General features: G+C 38.0%; 19 protein-coding genes. All 19 read right to left on the bottom strand.

Features of this window, described 5'->3' with window-relative positions; genetic code table 11:
- Positions 1-198 precede the first annotated feature (198 nt).
- The 19 genes from CYP84_RS02980 to CYP84_RS02890 all read right to left on the bottom strand — a co-directional run bounded on the left by CYP84_RS02980 (position 199) and on the right by CYP84_RS02890 (position 15,378).
- Positions 199-909: a Cj0814 family flagellar-dependent secreted protein gene (locus CYP84_RS02980; protein ID WP_180996369.1), complete on the bottom strand. Its 711-nt coding sequence runs from the start codon at positions 907-909 to the stop codon at positions 199-201.
- A 137-nt stretch (positions 910-1,046) separates the two neighbouring features.
- Positions 1,047-1,805, bottom strand: a complete 759-nt coding sequence (locus CYP84_RS02975) for a tRNA 2-thiocytidine biosynthesis TtcA family protein (protein ID WP_002939418.1) — start codon at positions 1,803-1,805, stop codon at positions 1,047-1,049.
- Positions 1,802-2,485, bottom strand: a complete 684-nt coding sequence (locus tag CYP84_RS02970) for a 5'-methylthioadenosine/adenosylhomocysteine nucleosidase (RefSeq protein ID WP_103636626.1) — start codon at positions 2,483-2,485, stop codon at positions 1,802-1,804. The genes CYP84_RS02975 and CYP84_RS02970 overlap by 4 nt, the downstream gene beginning before the upstream one ends.
- A complete protein-coding gene (gene fabD / locus CYP84_RS02965) occupies positions 2,482-3,411 on the bottom strand; it encodes an ACP S-malonyltransferase (protein WP_103636625.1) in 930 nt (309 codons plus the stop codon). The genes CYP84_RS02970 and fabD overlap by 4 nt, the downstream gene beginning before the upstream one ends.
- A gap of 9 nt (positions 3,412-3,420) precedes the next feature.
- Positions 3,421-4,005, bottom strand: a complete 585-nt coding sequence (locus tag CYP84_RS02960) for an FKBP-type peptidyl-prolyl cis-trans isomerase (RefSeq protein ID WP_258033880.1) — start codon at positions 4,003-4,005, stop codon at positions 3,421-3,423.
- 55 nt (positions 4,006-4,060) lie between these two features.
- Complete coding sequence (locus tag CYP84_RS02955; protein ID WP_103636623.1) at positions 4,061-4,903, bottom strand: tetratricopeptide repeat protein; 843 nt, start codon at positions 4,901-4,903, stop codon at positions 4,061-4,063.
- A gap of 13 nt (positions 4,904-4,916) precedes the next feature.
- On the bottom strand, positions 4,917-5,423 hold the full coding sequence (locus CYP84_RS02950; protein WP_103636622.1) for an OmpA family protein: 507 nt from the start codon (positions 5,421-5,423) through the stop codon (positions 4,917-4,919).
- 64 nt (positions 5,424-5,487) lie between these two features.
- Positions 5,488-6,744: a Tol-Pal system protein TolB gene (tolB, locus tag CYP84_RS02945; RefSeq protein WP_103636621.1), complete on the bottom strand. Its 1,257-nt coding sequence runs from the start codon at positions 6,742-6,744 to the stop codon at positions 5,488-5,490.
- Positions 6,745-6,768: 24 nt separating this feature from the next.
- Complete coding sequence (locus CYP84_RS02940; RefSeq protein WP_002939376.1) at positions 6,769-7,716, bottom strand: TonB C-terminal domain-containing protein; 948 nt, start codon at positions 7,714-7,716, stop codon at positions 6,769-6,771.
- A 1-nt stretch (position 7,717) separates the two neighbouring features.
- On the bottom strand, positions 7,718-8,116 hold the full coding sequence (locus CYP84_RS02935; RefSeq protein ID WP_002939405.1) for a biopolymer transporter ExbD: 399 nt from the start codon (positions 8,114-8,116) through the stop codon (positions 7,718-7,720).
- On the bottom strand, positions 8,117-8,701 hold the full coding sequence (locus CYP84_RS02930) for a MotA/TolQ/ExbB proton channel family protein (protein ID WP_009294341.1): 585 nt from the start codon (positions 8,699-8,701) through the stop codon (positions 8,117-8,119).
- Complete coding sequence (gene atpC, locus CYP84_RS02925; RefSeq protein WP_002939398.1) at positions 8,702-9,091, bottom strand: ATP synthase F1 subunit epsilon; 390 nt, start codon at positions 9,089-9,091, stop codon at positions 8,702-8,704.
- Positions 9,092-9,109: 18 nt separating this feature from the next.
- A complete protein-coding gene (gene atpD / locus CYP84_RS02920) occupies positions 9,110-10,507 on the bottom strand; it encodes a F0F1 ATP synthase subunit beta (protein ID WP_002939420.1) in 1,398 nt (465 codons plus the stop codon).
- Between the two features lie 11 nt (positions 10,508-10,518).
- Entirely contained in the window at positions 10,519-11,406 is an 888-nt protein-coding gene (gene atpG / locus CYP84_RS02915) for an ATP synthase F1 subunit gamma (protein WP_103581250.1), read from the bottom strand.
- 9 nt (positions 11,407-11,415) lie between these two features.
- Positions 11,416-12,933, bottom strand: a complete 1,518-nt coding sequence (gene atpA, locus CYP84_RS02910; RefSeq protein ID WP_009294343.1) for a F0F1 ATP synthase subunit alpha — start codon at positions 12,931-12,933, stop codon at positions 11,416-11,418.
- Positions 12,934-12,947: 14 nt separating this feature from the next.
- Positions 12,948-13,478 carry a F0F1 ATP synthase subunit delta gene (locus CYP84_RS02905; RefSeq protein ID WP_103575025.1) on the bottom strand — a complete coding sequence of 177 codons (531 nt, stop codon included), beginning with the start codon at positions 13,476-13,478 and terminating at the stop codon, positions 12,948-12,950.
- Complete coding sequence (locus CYP84_RS02900) at positions 13,478-13,990, bottom strand: F0F1 ATP synthase subunit B (protein WP_012001332.1); 513 nt, start codon at positions 13,988-13,990, stop codon at positions 13,478-13,480. The genes CYP84_RS02905 and CYP84_RS02900 overlap by 1 nt, the downstream gene beginning before the upstream one ends.
- Before the next feature lie 9 nt (positions 13,991-13,999).
- Positions 14,000-14,422 carry a FoF1 ATP synthase subunit B' gene (locus tag CYP84_RS02895; RefSeq protein WP_009294346.1) on the bottom strand — a complete coding sequence of 141 codons (423 nt, stop codon included), beginning with the start codon at positions 14,420-14,422 and terminating at the stop codon, positions 14,000-14,002.
- 95 nt (positions 14,423-14,517) lie between these two features.
- A complete protein-coding gene (locus CYP84_RS02890; RefSeq protein ID WP_103581252.1) occupies positions 14,518-15,378 on the bottom strand; it encodes a ParB/RepB/Spo0J family partition protein in 861 nt (286 codons plus the stop codon).
- Positions 15,379-15,385 lie beyond the last annotated feature (7 nt).

Here is a 15,385-nt window from a genome sequence, read left to right as displayed (position 1 = left end):
CTATATAGACGATATTTTGTCTTTCTTAAACTTAAATTATTATTAATTATCTATTTATTTTTATGATAAAATATCATATATAAGCTTACCTATCATTTCCTATACTTTTTCTAGAAAACAAACTCTGGTTTTAGTTCATATTTTTTTAAGAGAAATGGGTCAAATTTCAAGCATAAATTTACTCCTAAACTCTCGTATCTACCTTTTTATAAAGCCTATCTTTGCTAGATAGTTCTTTAAATTTGATGCGAGCTTCATTTCATCTTCGCTACTAAAGATGTTTGTCACGACCTCGTTTTTGCGACTATTTAAAAAGTCAATATTTGATCTATCGCTCAAATCTGCGTTAAAATCAATGCCTTTCATCCCTTGTGAGATGTAGCCTTTTGGTAGATTTGTTAGGTCGCTATCTGTAAAACTATCTTTGTTTAAACTTTTGCCCATTACCTGAGAAAAGATAGCGTAATACTGACCTATCGTGTTTGCAATGTCGATATTTTCAAAGACGTCATTGTCAAAAAGCTTGCCACTTGCGTTGCTGTAAAGGACGCTATTTATGTTATTTTGCTTTGTTGCGAAGTTTAGAAATTCTTTTATCGTGCTTTTGTGAAGCTTAAAGTCCTGTGGCAAGCCGGCTGCTTTATTAAAGCTAGCGTCCATAAAGCCAGCATTGTCGCTTTGATAAGCTAGCTCGTTTTTATCTTTAAATTTCACACTATAAATGCTTTGCTGTGTATCTTTTGTAAGCTCAAGTCTTTGTAAATTTTGTGCAATGTCTTTTGTTTTTTCATTATTTGCAAGAGCGTTTTGAAATTTGGCACTTTCGGACTGCTCTTTTTGAAGTTTCCTAGCTTTTGCTTCAGTAGCTACTGAGCTATACTTTTGCGTGCTAACACTAAAAATGCTCATTTACGATCCTTGCTTATCAAATTTATATTTAGTAAGCAAGGAGTGTTCCTACTTCAAAATGAGTTTTTACTTTTTGGATGTGTTGTAATAAATTTGGTTGTAAATTTAGCTTTAAGGGCATAAATGAAGAGTTAAATTTACTCTTCACTGCCTTCGTTGATACCAAAAAATGTATCTGTGTGGATGTTTTCAAATGCTGCTTTAAGCGATGTAAAGAGCTTTGGATTTTCTTTTTCTAAATTTGCTAGAAGCTGCTTGGTCTCATATCTAGCGTGTGGCATCTTCACGTCAAATCGCATCGCAGGACACGCCTCATCGCCAACAACTCTTAGCTCATTTTTGATCGCATTTTCGCGAAGCTGTCTCTCACGTACAAAGATAAATGGCCTGATCACGACGATGCCGTTTTTTGCTTTGTATTTTGGAGCAAGCGTCCTTAGCGCGCCATTATAGGTAAAATTCATAAAAAAGCTCTCTGCTGCGTCGTCCAAGTGGTGAGCGATCGCAAGTTTGTTAAAGCCGTGCTTTAGCGCATAGGTGTAAAGATAACCCCTTCTCATGCGCGAGAAAAAGCTGCAAAAACTAGAATTTTTGCGGATCTTCTCCTTTGATATCTCAAATATCGAGCTATCGATCACCTCGTGCTCTATGCCATGCTCGTTGCAGTGCTTGGTAAGATACGCGTAGTCTTCGCCCATGCCGTAGCTTAGCGTCACCGCCTTAAACTCAAATTTCTCAGGCGTGACGTTTTGGATGTGCTTTAGCACGTGAGCAAGTGCGAGGCTATCTTTGCCGCCGCTAAGACCAAGCAATATCTTATCCCCGCCCTCTATCATCTTATATCTAGCGTTTGTCTGGCCAACTTGCCTAAGCAGTCTCTTGCTAAGCTCTATCATAAGCTCTCCACCATTTCTAGGATAAATTTAGCGCTGACGTTTGCTGAGTCTTGCAAGAATTTATCAAAGTCAAATTCAGCCTCCTCCCCAGCTCCGTCGCTGATGGCTCTAAGGATGAAAAACGGCACGCCAAGCGTCTCGCAAACTAGTGCAACGCTCGCACCTTCCATCTCGGTAGCACTTGCGTTAAATATCTTTTTGATCCACTCTTTTTTCTCGTTGTCACAGATAAACTGATCGCCAGTTGCAATGATACCTGAATTTAAGCTCATGCCCTTTTTGCTAGCGACATTTTTAGCTAGCTCGTTTAGGCTTTCATCACTCTTAACGAAGATGCTTGTCCCTGGCACAAAGCCGTATGGATGACCAAACGCCGTGATGTCAAGGTCGTGTTGCACAAGACTAGTGGCATATAGCATATCGCCTATCTTTAAGCTCTCATCAAGTGAGCCTGCAACGCCAGTAAATAGCAGCTTTGAAGCCTTAAATTTCTCTATCATCAAGGTCGCAGTGATCGCCGCATTTACCTTGCCGATCTTCGAGTAGGCGATGACTAGGTCCTTGCCTTTGTAGTTTGCCTCGTAAAATTTGTTATTTGCATATTCGGTAGTTTTATACTCGCCAACCATCTCAAGGATCGGCGTTATCTCCTCTTGCATCGCTCCAAGTATCGCTATCATCTCTCCTCCAAAATCTTCACAACCTCTTCAAGGCTCGCCATGTCAGTGATGCTATATGTCGGCCTCTCGGTGATCTTTTTATTTATGCCTTTTAGTGTCGCAGCACCTAGCTCGATAAAGCAATCAACCTCGTTTTCGTAGTTTTTGATGCTTTGCTTATAGCGAACTGGATGCGTTAGCTGCTCTTTTAAAAGCACTAGCGCTTCGTTTTTATCAGTATAAATTTTCGCATTTACGTTTGAAACGACTGGAGCGAAATTCTCGGCCAAAACGCCCTCAAGCTCGCTTGCTAGTTTCACGCTAGCTGGCTCAAGTATCGGGCAGTGGCTAGCTACCGACATATTTAAAAGCATCGCTCTTTTTGCACCTACTTCTTTAAATTTTGCCTCATATTTAGCAAGGTCAGCCCTCACGCCAGCTACAACTATCTGACCATCGCAGTTGTAGTTCGCAGCGTAAATTTGCAAGCCCTCGTCCTGTGCTTTTTTACAAATCCCCTCAACGACTTCATCGCTAAGTCCAAGCACCACCATCATGCCAGCATCTTTACCAACGCAGGCTTCTTGCATAAATTTACCACGTAAATTTACAAGTCTAATCGCTTCAACAAAGCTAAATGCGCCACTAACTGCAAGGGCTGTAAATTCTCCTAGAGAGTGACCTAGACTAAACTCTGGCTTAGCTTTTATGAAATTTGAAAATGCCAGGTAGCTCATAAGCGAGTTTAAAACGATGGCAGGCTGAGTAAATTCTGTCTTATCTAGCTTGTCGTTTTGAGTAAATAAAAGCTCTTCAAAATCAATGCCTGTGTCGTTGCAAGCGTCATTTAATAGAAGTTTTGCCGAAGAGAAATTTTCATAAAAATCTTTCCCCATGCCAACACTTTGCGAGCCTTGACCCGCAAAAATAAAAGCAATTTTTTTCATTTTGGCTTCTTAGTGGTGATGATGTCCGTGACCGCCACAACCGCAACCGCCTTCACCATGTCCGTGACCGCCGCAGCACTCATGCTCGTGATCATGATCATGTCCGCCACAACCGCAAGAGTGAGCGCCTGCTACCATGCCAGTTGCTTTTTCATCTTCAGTCGCATCTCTAACTTCTAAAATTTCAACATTAAATAGCAAGTCTTTGCCAGCGTATGGGTGGTTAAAATCAACTGTCACTTCATCATCTTTGATCTCCTTAACGATAACACGAACGCTTGAACCATCTTCGTTTTGACCAAAAAGCTCCATGCCTTCATGTAGGTCTATACCAGCAAATTGCTCTTTTGGAAGTGATTGGATGGCGTCTTTATTGTATTCGCCACAACCCTCAGCTGCTTTGATATTTATAGTAGCTTTGTCGCCTGATTTTAATTTGCTAACTTCTTCTTCAAGCTTTTCTATAATGTGGCCATGTCCTGTAATAAAAGAAATTTGACCACCTTCTTGCATATTTGACTCTAAAATTTCGCCAGTATTAGCGTCTTTTAGCTCATAAAACATTGTTATAACTTGATCTTTACTCACAATAATCTCCTTGGAATTTAGTTTTGATTAATGTGAGATTATATCTAAAAAAGAGTAAATTTTAGTTTCTGTTAGGAGCGGCTTTGGCTTCTTTGCTATCTGGATAGCCTACTTTTAAAGCCTTATAAAACCTATTTGCACTTTGAGTATCACCAATCTTATCAAAGCTTATAGCTGTGTGATACAAAAGTTTTGGAGTGTAGTCAGCCTTATCTTCACTTTGTATACTTTTTTTATAGTATTGTATGGCTGTACTGTATGATTTTTGACTATAAGCAACTTCACCTAGATAATAATTTGAAGCACCAGTTTTATAGCCTTTTTTATTTAAGTATTCAAAATATTCAGCTGCTTCTGTGCTATTGCCAGAATTTAAAAGCTTAATGCCATCAGCTAAAATATCCTTATCACTTTTGCCACTAAAATTTGAAGTTGGCTTATTTTGTTGTTTTGGATTTGCATTTTGCTTTGGTTGAGCAGCATTTTTATCCATTATCGCGCCTAATTTATTTAAGGCAGCAGTAATGTTTTTATAGTTTTTATCTTGTATATCTCTAGTCTCATCAACGTAAGCTTTTAGCGATGTTAAACTTACACCAGAATCGCTTATACCGCCATTGACTTTGGTTTCGATATCGTTCATTCTTTGCTCAATCTTGTTCATCCTTGCACTCATGCTCTCGATCAAGCTTTGCAAACCTTGAAGTTGTTCTGAAACATTATCCATGTTTTCTTCGATATTTTGAACGCTTCTTTTGTTGCTTAGAGTTGCCTTTTCATCATCTGTTAGTCCATATGGATTTGCGCTATCCATATTGCCTGCATCAAATGCTGAAACTTCTTGAGCTGAACCTATAGAGAAAGCGGCTCCAAGAAGAGCCGCAATGATTATTTTTTTATTCATTATTACTTACAGATTAAGGAAGTACTTTGAAATCTGCACGTCTGTTTTGAGCGTCGCAAGTTTTTGTTTTGTCTGTACAAACTGGGTTGCTTTCGCCAAAGCTTACTACAGCGATTCTATCAGCGCTAACGCCATTTCTTACAAGAGCGTCTTTAGCACTTTTAGCACGTTTTAGACCAAGAGCATAGTTATACTCATCTGTACCCCACTCGTCGCAGTTACCTTCTACTTTTATAGAAAGAGCTTGAGCGTCAGCTTGGTTGAATACTGATGCATTTGAGCTAACAACACCTTGTTGGTCAGCTTTGATATTAAATTTATCAAAGTCAAAGTATACACTTTTAACTTGGCTCTCGATATTAGCGATAAGAGCTGCTAATCTATCAGCATCACTCATGCTACCTGAGTTATCTGCAGATTGATTTGAATTTGCATTCATATCAACTTCAGGGTTTTTAGAGCTACAACCGCTCAACAATAAAGTTGCAACTGCAACACTTGCTAGAACTACTTTTTTCATTCCTTATCCTTTTTGAAAAATTTGGTCGAATTATAACATATTTTTTTTAAATATTACCAGAATATTACCAATCAATAGATTGAATTTTACCTACTTTTAATGGAAATTGGAAACTTCTGTTCTCATTTAATCTAACAACACCAAGCGAACTTTGACCGCCAAGTTCTTTGATAAATACGACACTTTGACCATCACTTGAAAATCTTGGATAGTTGTTTTTACCATTTGCTGTAAGCTGGCGAATAAAATCTGTTTGAGTTGAGATTAGATAGATATTAAAGCCACCACTAGCCTCTCTACTTGAATAAACTACATAGTTTTCGAAAGTGCTTACTGAGTTATTATTTTTGCCATGAAACACCATTTGTTCAACACTTCCGCCTGAAGTTGCAGGTGTTGCAAAGATGTTTGGATATCCAAGTCTATCTGAGACAAAAACTATCCTACTGTCATTATCTACGAAATTTCCATTTACATCAATGCCTGGATAGTTTGTGATCTGAGTTAATTTTTTACTACCTGTGTTATAGATGAAAATATCTGGTTGATCTTTTGGCGCCATAGTTAATAGAATTTTACTTCCATCTTTGCTAACATCAGATGCTATAAGCATACCCATACTATCTATTATCTTTGTTTTTGTGCCTGAATTTAGGTCATATCTAAACAAAGTTGGTCTGTTATTTACATAAGATGTATAGTAGAATTTACTTTGATCAGCGCCTGCCCATTTAGGGAAGATATTTAGACCGCCACTTACTATTGTCTTTTGATACGTAAGTGTGTAATCAGCCACTATAATAGAGCTTTGGCGTGCTGAAGTGTATTTTGCCAGGATGATAAATTTCTCCATCCAGCCAACTGGTGGTAAATTTAGCTCATTTGTTAGCTCAACTATACTTTTGTGCGCCAAAAATGGATACTTTGCGCCATCTGGCATAGTATAAACTTTCTCATACCTTGTAGTCGCAGTTTTTGCATCGATGAGTTTTACTCTTAAAGTAAGAGGTGAGCCCATAGAACCTTCAAGAGCATACCTAAAGATAAGCTCAACACCTTTGTCGCTCATTGTATTTGTAGCTGCTGTTCCTTCATAGGTTGAAGGCACGTGATCTTCGATAACTTCAAAGTCAGAGCTAACTTTCAAGTCACCCAGCATGATCTTAAAGAATTTATCTTTAAAGCCCGCATCACTAACAGCTGTAGTTGCATCTTGCAAAGCTATCTTTGGCAAAGCAACACCTTGGTTGATAACAGATATCGTCGCATCAGCAGCATAAAGCCCTAGAGCAACGCACAAAAAAAGAAAAATTTTCTTCATCTCTACTCCGTAAATTTATAAATTTTAGTTTATTTTATCTTCTAAATTTAAATTAAAAGTAGTACTTTTGTCTGGATTAAACGGAAATTTCTCTGCAGTAAGCTTTTCCAGGCACTCTCTAACCTTTGCATTAAACTCTTCATTATATGATAGCTCTAAAATTTCATAGCTAAAATTTCCACTCTGATCTATCATGACTTTTACTTTGGCAAGGTTTGCAGAGTCGGCTTTATAGCTTTGCCATCTTCTTTGAATTTGTTTTGTTATGGCTCCCATCAACGGATCATAAGTGCCGGTCATTTGTGACTTTGGAGCTGTTGGGTTTTGATCTATCTTTAAGCTCTTGATGATGTCGCTAGCCTCTTTCGCAGCTTTTGAGCTAGAAGCCTCGCTTTTTTTGCGACTTTGCACTTTATTCTCAGCCTTTTTTATACCATCATCTTTTTTAAGCTTAGTCGAGTCTATGTCGCTAAAGAGATCTTTTATATTTGGCTCTTTTGGTTTTGGCTTTTCAACTGGCTTTGGCGTAGGTTTAGGTTCAGGTTTTGGCTCTGGTTTGACATCCTCTTTAGGCTCTTCGCTAGGTTTTGGGATTTCAGGCTTTGGTTCTGGTTTTTTAGGCTCAGGTTTTGGCTCTTCTTTTGGAGGAGTTGGCAAGCTTGGGGTTGGTAATGGCTCATCTGGCACAACAGGTTTATTTGTAGTCTCTTGTTTATCTTCTTCTGACTCTTTTTTAGGTTCTGGTTTTGTCTCTTTTACGACCTCTTTTGCTTGTTTTGGCGCTTTTATGGTTTGATCAACTTCTCTATCAACCATAACTACATCCATAATAGCATCTTTGTCATCAGTATATTTTTTAGGAGGTTCGCTAAAAAAAGTAAGCTTTATAAACAAAGCAAGCACAATGATAATGTAAATACAAAACGCTACAAAAAATGAACTAAGCGTTGGAAATTTAACTTTATTAGGCATCTTAACCGTTTGTCTCTAAAGCTACTTTATTAAAACCAGCACCTTTTAAAGTCTTTAATACAAACATAACATCATCGTATTTTAAATTTTTATCAGCCTTTATGTATATAGGCGAGGTTTTATCATATTTTGCACTCATTAGTGCAATGTTATCTGGAAGTTCTGCAAGGCTCATTGTACTTTGATCTATTCTAACTTGTCCTTGTGCATTTATAGAGACTATAAGATCTTTTTGTTTAGACGTAGATGTTTTTGCCTTTGAGCCATCTGGCAATGTTATATCTTCTTGATATGTTATAGTTGGCATTGTAACCATTAAAATAGCCAACAAAACAAGCATGATATCAACAAGAGGCGTTATGTTTAACTCTGGTGTTTCGTCGTCAAATTTAAGAGCCATCTATAACGTCTCGTCATCTTTTTTAAGTGCTATCATAACGTCAGCTTGACGCTCGATAACGCTCATTAATTCGTAAGCTTTTCTTTTTATAAGCAAGTTAAATGTATATGCTGGGATCGCAACAAAAATTCCACAACCTGTCGCAACAAGCGCTTCAGAGATAGCTGGGGCTATAACTCCAAGAGATGAACCTGCACCATTTCCTAGCTGTGAAAATGTCTCCAAGATAGACACAACTGTTCCAAAAAGACCAATAAATGGAGAAGTAGAAGCTATTACACTAAGCCATGTAAGCCCACTTGTAGCATTTTTTTCGGCAATACTTATGCAAACATTTAGCTTTTCTTTTGAAATTCTACCACTTGCACACTTCTTTAAAGATGAGTCATTTGGTATATTCTTAGCGCCCATAAGTAGTGCTTCAAGCGCATTTTGCTCGCGTTTTTGCCAAGCTCCTATGCCAGCCATTCTTGAAAAAAGAATTGTAAAACTAACTATAAAATATATTGACAACCAAGTTAAAACTATAATTGTAATAAAACTACTTCTTTGAATGTAATTTAAAAATATATCTATTCCGCCCACTTATCTTGCTCTCACTACATTTTCCATTTTTGATATAGTTGCTGCAAAAGCATTTGTATCACTGCTCATACTCTCTATCAAATTTCTAGCAGCTTCTAATGAATTTGCAAGCTCGCTTTCACTATTGCCAGAGACATAGACCGCTCCGTCAGCTAGTATAACTACTTTGCCCTCGTCAATCTTTGCATAGCCCCAGTTGATAGCAACTACATCGTGCTTTTTATGCTTATCTTCTATATCTATAATACCTGCTTTTAAAAGAGATATTAATGAGGCGTGGTTTGGTAAAACACCAAACTCACCCTCGCTACCTGGAAGCACTACACTACTCACGTCATCATTAAATATCTGACCTTGAGGAGTTACGATCTCTAAATGTAATTTATCCATTACGCTTCCTTTTTAAATTTAAGCCTTAAGTTTCTCAGCTTTAGCTAAAGCCTCATCTATATTTCCGACCATATAAAATGCTGCTTCTGGTAGATGATCATATTTACCTTCTAAAATTCCCTTAAAGCCAGCGATATTTTCGTCAAGACTTACATATTTACCAGGGCTACCTGTAAATACTTCAGCAACGAAGAATGGCTGAGATAAGAATCTCTCTATCTTTCTTGCTCTATCAACCGTTAGCTTATCTTCTTCGCTAAGCTCGTCCATACCAAGGATAGCGATGATATCTTGAAGGTCTTTATATTTTTGAAGCACAGCTTGAACGCCGCGAGCCACTTTGTAGTGATCTGCTCCTAAAATTTGAGGATCGAGCATCCTTGAAGTTGAATCAAGTGGATCAACAGCTGGATAGATACCTTTTTCTGCGATCGATCTGTTAAGAACTGTCGTGGCATCAAGGTGAGCAAAAACAGTAGCAGGTGCTGGGTCTGTAAGGTCGTCAGCTGGAACATAAACAGCTTGAACAGAGGTAATCGAGCCTTTTTTAGTTGATGTAATTCTCTCTTGGAATTTACCCATCTCACTTGCAAGAGTTGGCTGATAACCAACAGCTGATGGGATACGTCCAAGTAGAGCTGACATCTCTGCACCTGATTGAGAGAAACGGAAGATGTTATCAATAAACATCAAAACGTCAAGTCCCATCTCATCACGGAAGTACTCGGCCATTGTAAGACCAGTTAATGCGATACGGTTTCTTGCTCCTGGTGGCTCGTTCATTTGACCATAGCACAAGGCAACTTTATCCAAAACGTTACTTTCTTTCATTTCGTGATAAAGGTCATTTCCTTCACGAGTTCTCTCACCAACGCCTGCAAATACAGAATAACCGCTATGTTTAAACGCAACGTTGTGGATAAGCTCCATAATAATAACTGTTTTACCAACGCCAGCACCACCAAATAGACCAACTTTACCACCCTTTGCATAAGGAGCTAGAAGATCAACTACCTTGATACCAGTTTCGAAAATTTCACTCTTTGTACTTTGCTCTTCAAATGGAGGAGGATCGCGGTGGATAGACCAGTGCTTATCAAAATTTATACCCTCGCCCTCGTCGATCAAATCGCCAACTACGTTAAAAATTCTACCCAAAACTTTTTCGCCAACTGGCACACTTATAGGTGCACCAAGCGCTTTAGCCTCTAAGCCACGAGTCAGACCCTCGCTCATATCCATAGCGATCGTTCTAACTCTATTATCACCTAGGTGAGCAGCAACTTCTAATATTAGTTTATGTTTCTTGCCCTCAACCTCAAAGAAAACTTCGATAGCTTCATTGATCTTCGGCAAGTAGTCATTAAAGTCAACATCGACCACAGGGCCCATAACTTGACTAATAACACCCTTCATTCATACTCCTTTTATTTCATTGATTCAACACCACTGATGATCTCGATAAGCTCAGTGGTAATAGACTCTTGTCTTGCTTTGTTGTAAGCAAGATTTAACTGTTTGACGCGTTGTTTAGCATTGTTTGTTGCATTATCCATAGCTTGCATTCTAGCACTGTGCTCAGCCGCTAAAGAGTCAACTAAAGCATAATACATACTATACTCAAAATATTTATTTAGCAATTCATCCATAATCTTAGTATAGTTGTCCTCTGGCTCAAATTCCATCAAAGAATTTGTCTCAACCGCAACTATCTTAGACGGCTCAATAGGCACAATATCATTTACTCTAATCTCTTGAGAAATCATATTTTTATAGCCATTGTGTATTAGCACAACCTTATCTGTTATGCCGTTTGTAAAATCATCAATAGCGTCTTTTATGATCTTTTGAGCTTTTTCATAAGTAGGAGAAGAGCTAGCTCCGACATAAGTCTCAAGTAGTTCAACGCCTTGGAAATTGAAAAATTCAATGCCTTTTTTACCAACAGCTCTTAGTCTAACTTTGATCTTTTTGGCTTTTAACTCATCAATCATGCGCCTAACTGTCTTTATAGTCTGGACATTAAAGCCACCGCAAAGCCCTTTATCAGCGGTAACAAATATAATATCAACCTTTTCTACACCCTTTGTTGTGTTAAAAAATTTACTCTCAGTCATAACTGAAGCGTATTGATTGATCTTATAAGCTATCTCCGATAAAACCTCATTGATCTTAAGTGCGTAAACTCTAGAGTAGCGTGCAGCCTCTTCAGCTTTGCGAAGCTTTGCTGTTGAGACAAGCTTCATCGCGCGCGTCGTCTTTTGAGTGTTCTGGACGCTCTTGATCTTTCGTTTTATATCTTTTAAATTTGACATATCTTAGCCCTAGTTAGCGGCAAAAGTCGCTTTAAAATCTTTCAACGCTTTATGTAAAATTTCTTCTACTTCTTTATCAAGAACTTTTTTGGTTCTGATCTGCTCAAAAATTTCAGGGTATTTTGCCTCGATATATGGATATAGCTCTGCTTCAAATTTTGTTACATTTGCAGTTGCAACGTCATCTAAATAGCCCTTAGCACCAGCAAATATGATAACTACTTGATTCTCAACTGGAAGCGGAGAATATGGAGGTTGTTTTAGTACTTCAACCATTTTTTGACCGCGCTCTAGTTGTTTTCTTGAGCTCTCGTCAAGATCACTTGCAAACTGAGCAAATGCTTGTAGTTCGCGGTACTGAGCAAGGTCTAGTCTTAGCGTACCAGAAACTTGTTTGATAGCTTTGATCTGAGCTGCACCACCGACACGAGAAACAGAAAGGCCAACGTTGATCGCTGGGCGGATACCTGAGTTAAATAGGTCGCTCTCAAGGAAAATTTGACCATCTGTAATTGAAATAACGTTTGTTGGAATATAAGCTGAAACGTCGCCCGCTTGAGTCTCGATAATAGGTAGAGCTGTTAAAGATCCAGCACCTAGTGCGTCATTTAGCTTACTTGCTCTTTCTAAAAGTCTTGAGTGAAGGTAGAAAACGTCACCTGGGTAAGCTTCACGGCCTGGTGGTCTTCTTAGGATCAAAGACATCTCACGATAAGCAACCGCGTGTTTTGACAAGTCATCATAGATGATTAGCGCGTGGCGAGAGTTATCTCTAAAGTATTCACCCATTGTTACACCAGCATATGGAGCAAGGTATTGAAGCGCAGCTGCGTCACTAGCACCAGCATTTACAACTATCGTGTAGTCCATAGCGCCGTACTCTTCAAGCTTTTTAACGACTTGAGCAACGGTTGATTGTTTTTGACCGATAGCTACATAGATGCAAATGACATCTTGACCTTTTTGGTTGATAATAGTATCAATAGCAACTGTTGTTTTACCAGTTTGACGGTCACCGATGATTAGCTCTCTTTGACCTCTACCAATTGGCACAAGTGCGTCGATAGCTTTGATACCTGTTTGAAGTGGCTCATGAACGCTTTTTCTTGCCATGATACCTTTTGCTTTTTCTTCGACGAAGCGAGATTCAGTAGCTTCGATTGGTCCTTTTGCGTCGATTGGCTCACCGAGTGAATTTACAACACGGCCGATCAATGCGTCGCCAACTGGCACACGTAGAAGTTTTTTAAGTCTTTTTACAGAGCTTCCTTCTGTAATACCGCTAGTTTTTCCAAGGATAACTATACCAACACTGCTCTCTTCAAGGTTAAGAGCCATACCCTTTTCGCCGCTTTCAAACTCAACCATCTCACCAGCCATAACGTTTTTCAAACCATAAACGTTAGCAACGCCATCAGCGACTGAGATGACTTTACCGGTCTCTTCTACATCAACACTTAAATCAAAATTTTCAATACGCTCTTTGATTATCGTGCTAATTTCGTCAGCTTTAATTTTTGCACTCACGCTTTCACTCCTTTTTAAATTGCTTTTAATATATATTCACTCATTTGACTTTTTAGTCTGTCGATAGAGAAATTTACCTCGACACCTAAATCGTCTAACTCAACTTTTACACCGTTGTAATCGCTCTTTGAGCCATCAAGCTTGATCTTAGAGTTAAATTTCTTAGAGAAATTCTCTTCCAAAGCTTTTAGCTGCTCAGCGCTTAGATCAAAATTTCCAACAACCTCGCCGCGATATGTATTTTCAAGTAAAGATTGCTCTATCTTCATCTCATCTAGTATCGCAGGTATGAGCTCTAATCTTTTGTTTGCACCAAGAAGCTTTATAAAATTTGCAAATTTAACATCTTGATTTTTAACCAAAGATAGTACAAATTCAACCTTTTGTGAAGCCTTTAATGTCGGCAAACTTATAATGCTTTTAAATTTATCGCTAGCAAAAGCAGCAGCTAGCTCTGATAAATTTTCAACAAATACATTAAGTTCATTAGACTTTACGTCGCTTAAGATCGCTTTTACGTATTTTTTAGCTACTACTTCATTCATTAGCTAACCTTTTTAAGTATGATATTTACAAGCTCTTTTTGATCGACTTTTAGGCTATCGCTTGAGAAAATGTCGCTCAAAATTTCATTTACAACGCCTTTTGTCATCTTGCGCTCTTCAAATTCTTTTTGCTCTTTGTAGCCTTTTTCGATATTTGCAATATCGTTTTGAGCCTCTTTTTTAACTTTAGCAGCTAAATTTACAGCCTCTTTTTTCGCAGTTTCTATTAGAGCATTTGCATTTTGCTTAGCCTCTTCTACACGCTTTAAAACGTCATCTTTTTTAGCTTTTGACTCACGAAGCTTCTCTTGGATACTCTCAAGCTTATTTGCGATCCTGTCGATCCTGCTTTGATAAAGAGCTTTTAGTGGCTTAGCAGCAAAATAGACCAAAATAGCAAAGAAAAGTAAGAAGTTTAGCGTTCTCTCGACTATGTCGTAGTTTGTTCCACCATGCTCGCTAGCGTATGCTAGAAATGGAAGTGCTAGAAAAAATAAAATTTTTATCTTCATAAATTTCCTTTAAATTTTAGAGAGCTTAGCGTTTAAAGCTGCTCTAAGCTCAGGTAGTTTAGCTGATAGATCTGCCTTTAGGCTATCTTTTTGAGAGCTTAAAGCGTTTAAAAACTCATTATAATCAGCCTCTAAACTACTTTTTACCGCATTTATCTCTTTTAAAGACTCTTCTTTTGCCAAATTTAAGGCCTCTTGTCTTATTTTGTTAGCCTCAGATCTTGCATTTTGTATGATCTCTTCGATCTCTTTTTCATGAACGCTTAAGTCGCTTGCATTTTTGCTAGTGCTCTCTTCGTCATTTTTTATAGAGGCATTTCTGTCATCTATAAATTTAAGCATTGGCTTGTATAGCAAAGGATTTAAAATGGCGATCAAGACAAAGAGAACGATAGCCGTTAAAAGCATCAATGGCACATCTATTTCTAACATCCTCTCTCCTTATTTTGTTATTAAGTTTTATTTAATATTCAAATCAAAGTCTGATTTTACAATAAAATACTAAAAATAAAAATAAATTTGTAATTCTATTTTAGCTTAGCGATAAATTCTTCTACCTGTGAAATGTCGCTAAATTCTAATATTAAATTTTTAGATTTTACCTTCGTCTTTATCTTTAAATTTTTAAAAATTTCTTCTAAATTTGATAATTTTTTGCTCATTTCCTCTGAAATCTGAGGCTTTGGCTCTTTTACTTCTTCTTTATTTTTTATCTTTTTTACTAAGATTTCTGTATCTCTAACACTTAGTTTTTGTCCGATGATCGTATCAACGACCATTCTTTCTTCTTCACTACTAAGTCCTACGATGACTTTAGCGTGGCCTTGCGTGAGCTTGTCTTCTTGCAAAAGTCTTTGCGTATAGTCGCTAAGCAGCAAAAGTCTCATTGTATTTGTTATCTGGGTTCTGCTCTTATGGATGATGTTTGCTAAGCCATCTTGTGTGATCTTATACTCATTTATGAGCTCTTTATATGACTTTGCAAGTTCGATTGGGTTTAAATTTTCACGTTGTATGTTTTCGATAAGTGCAAGCTCTCTTAAATTTTGAGACTTGATATCAGCGATGATCGCCTTTATCTTGCTTGCTCCAAGCATCTTTGTAGCACGGTATCTACGCTCACCAGCTATTAGCATGTAGCCGTCATCTTTTTTGATGACGATTATTGGTTGTATGAGACCGTGCCTTTTGATGCTAGCACTTAGCTCTTTTAAAGCCTCCTCGTCAAAATGCGTCCTTGGCTGGTAAGGGTTTGGTAAAATTTCATCTATATTTATCTCTTCGACTATCTCAGAGTCGTTTAAATTTGCGATCTCTTTGCTGTAGGCCTGCTCTACATCTTCAAGTATCGCGCTAAGTCCGCGCCCTAATCCACCTTTTTTCGCCATTTTTTTC

It is taken from the genome of Campylobacter concisus (assembly GCF_002912425.1).
GTDB lineage: Bacteria > Campylobacterota > Campylobacteria > Campylobacterales > Campylobacteraceae > Campylobacter_A > Campylobacter_A concisus_AH.
This window is presented reverse-complemented; position numbering and strand designations above follow the sequence as displayed.

Coding starts and splice junctions, on each gene's coding strand:
- CYP84_RS02950 (WP_103636622.1), bottom strand. CDS start 5,423: ATGAAAAAAGTAGTTCTAGCAAGTGTTGCAGTTGCAACTTTATTGTTG.
- atpG (WP_103581250.1), bottom strand. CDS start 11,406: ATGTCAAATTTAAAAGATATAAAACGAAAGATCAAGAGCGTCCAGAAC.
- CYP84_RS02935 (WP_002939405.1), bottom strand. CDS start 8,116: ATGGCTCTTAAATTTGACGACGAAACACCAGAGTTAAACATAACGCCT.
- CYP84_RS02955 (WP_103636623.1), bottom strand. CDS start 4,903: ATGAATAAAAAAATAATCATTGCGGCTCTTCTTGGAGCCGCTTTCTCT.
- CYP84_RS02895 (WP_009294346.1), bottom strand. CDS start 14,422: ATGTTAGAAATAGATGTGCCATTGATGCTTTTAACGGCTATCGTTCTC.
- tolB (WP_103636621.1), bottom strand. CDS start 6,744: ATGAAGAAAATTTTTCTTTTTTTGTGCGTTGCTCTAGGGCTTTATGCT.
- fabD (WP_103636625.1), bottom strand. CDS start 3,411: ATGAAAAAAATTGCTTTTATTTTTGCGGGTCAAGGCTCGCAAAGTGTT.
- CYP84_RS02905 (WP_103575025.1), bottom strand. CDS start 13,478: ATGAATGAAGTAGTAGCTAAAAAATACGTAAAAGCGATCTTAAGCGAC.
- CYP84_RS02980 (WP_180996369.1), bottom strand. CDS start 909: ATGAGCATTTTTAGTGTTAGCACGCAAAAGTATAGCTCAGTAGCTACT.
- CYP84_RS02900 (WP_012001332.1), bottom strand. CDS start 13,990: ATGAAGATAAAAATTTTATTTTTTCTAGCACTTCCATTTCTAGCATAC.
- atpC (WP_002939398.1), bottom strand. CDS start 9,091: ATGGATAAATTACATTTAGAGATCGTAACTCCTCAAGGTCAGATATTT.
- CYP84_RS02890 (WP_103581252.1), bottom strand. CDS start 15,378: ATGGCGAAAAAAGGTGGATTAGGGCGCGGACTTAGCGCGATACTTGAA.
- atpD (WP_002939420.1), bottom strand. CDS start 10,507: ATGAAGGGTGTTATTAGTCAAGTTATGGGCCCTGTGGTCGATGTTGAC.
- CYP84_RS02975 (WP_002939418.1), bottom strand. CDS start 1,805: ATGATAGAGCTTAGCAAGAGACTGCTTAGGCAAGTTGGCCAGACAAAC.
- CYP84_RS02970 (WP_103636626.1), bottom strand. CDS start 2,485: ATGATAGCGATACTTGGAGCGATGCAAGAGGAGATAACGCCGATCCTT.
- CYP84_RS02940 (WP_002939376.1), bottom strand. CDS start 7,716: ATGCCTAATAAAGTTAAATTTCCAACGCTTAGTTCATTTTTTGTAGCG.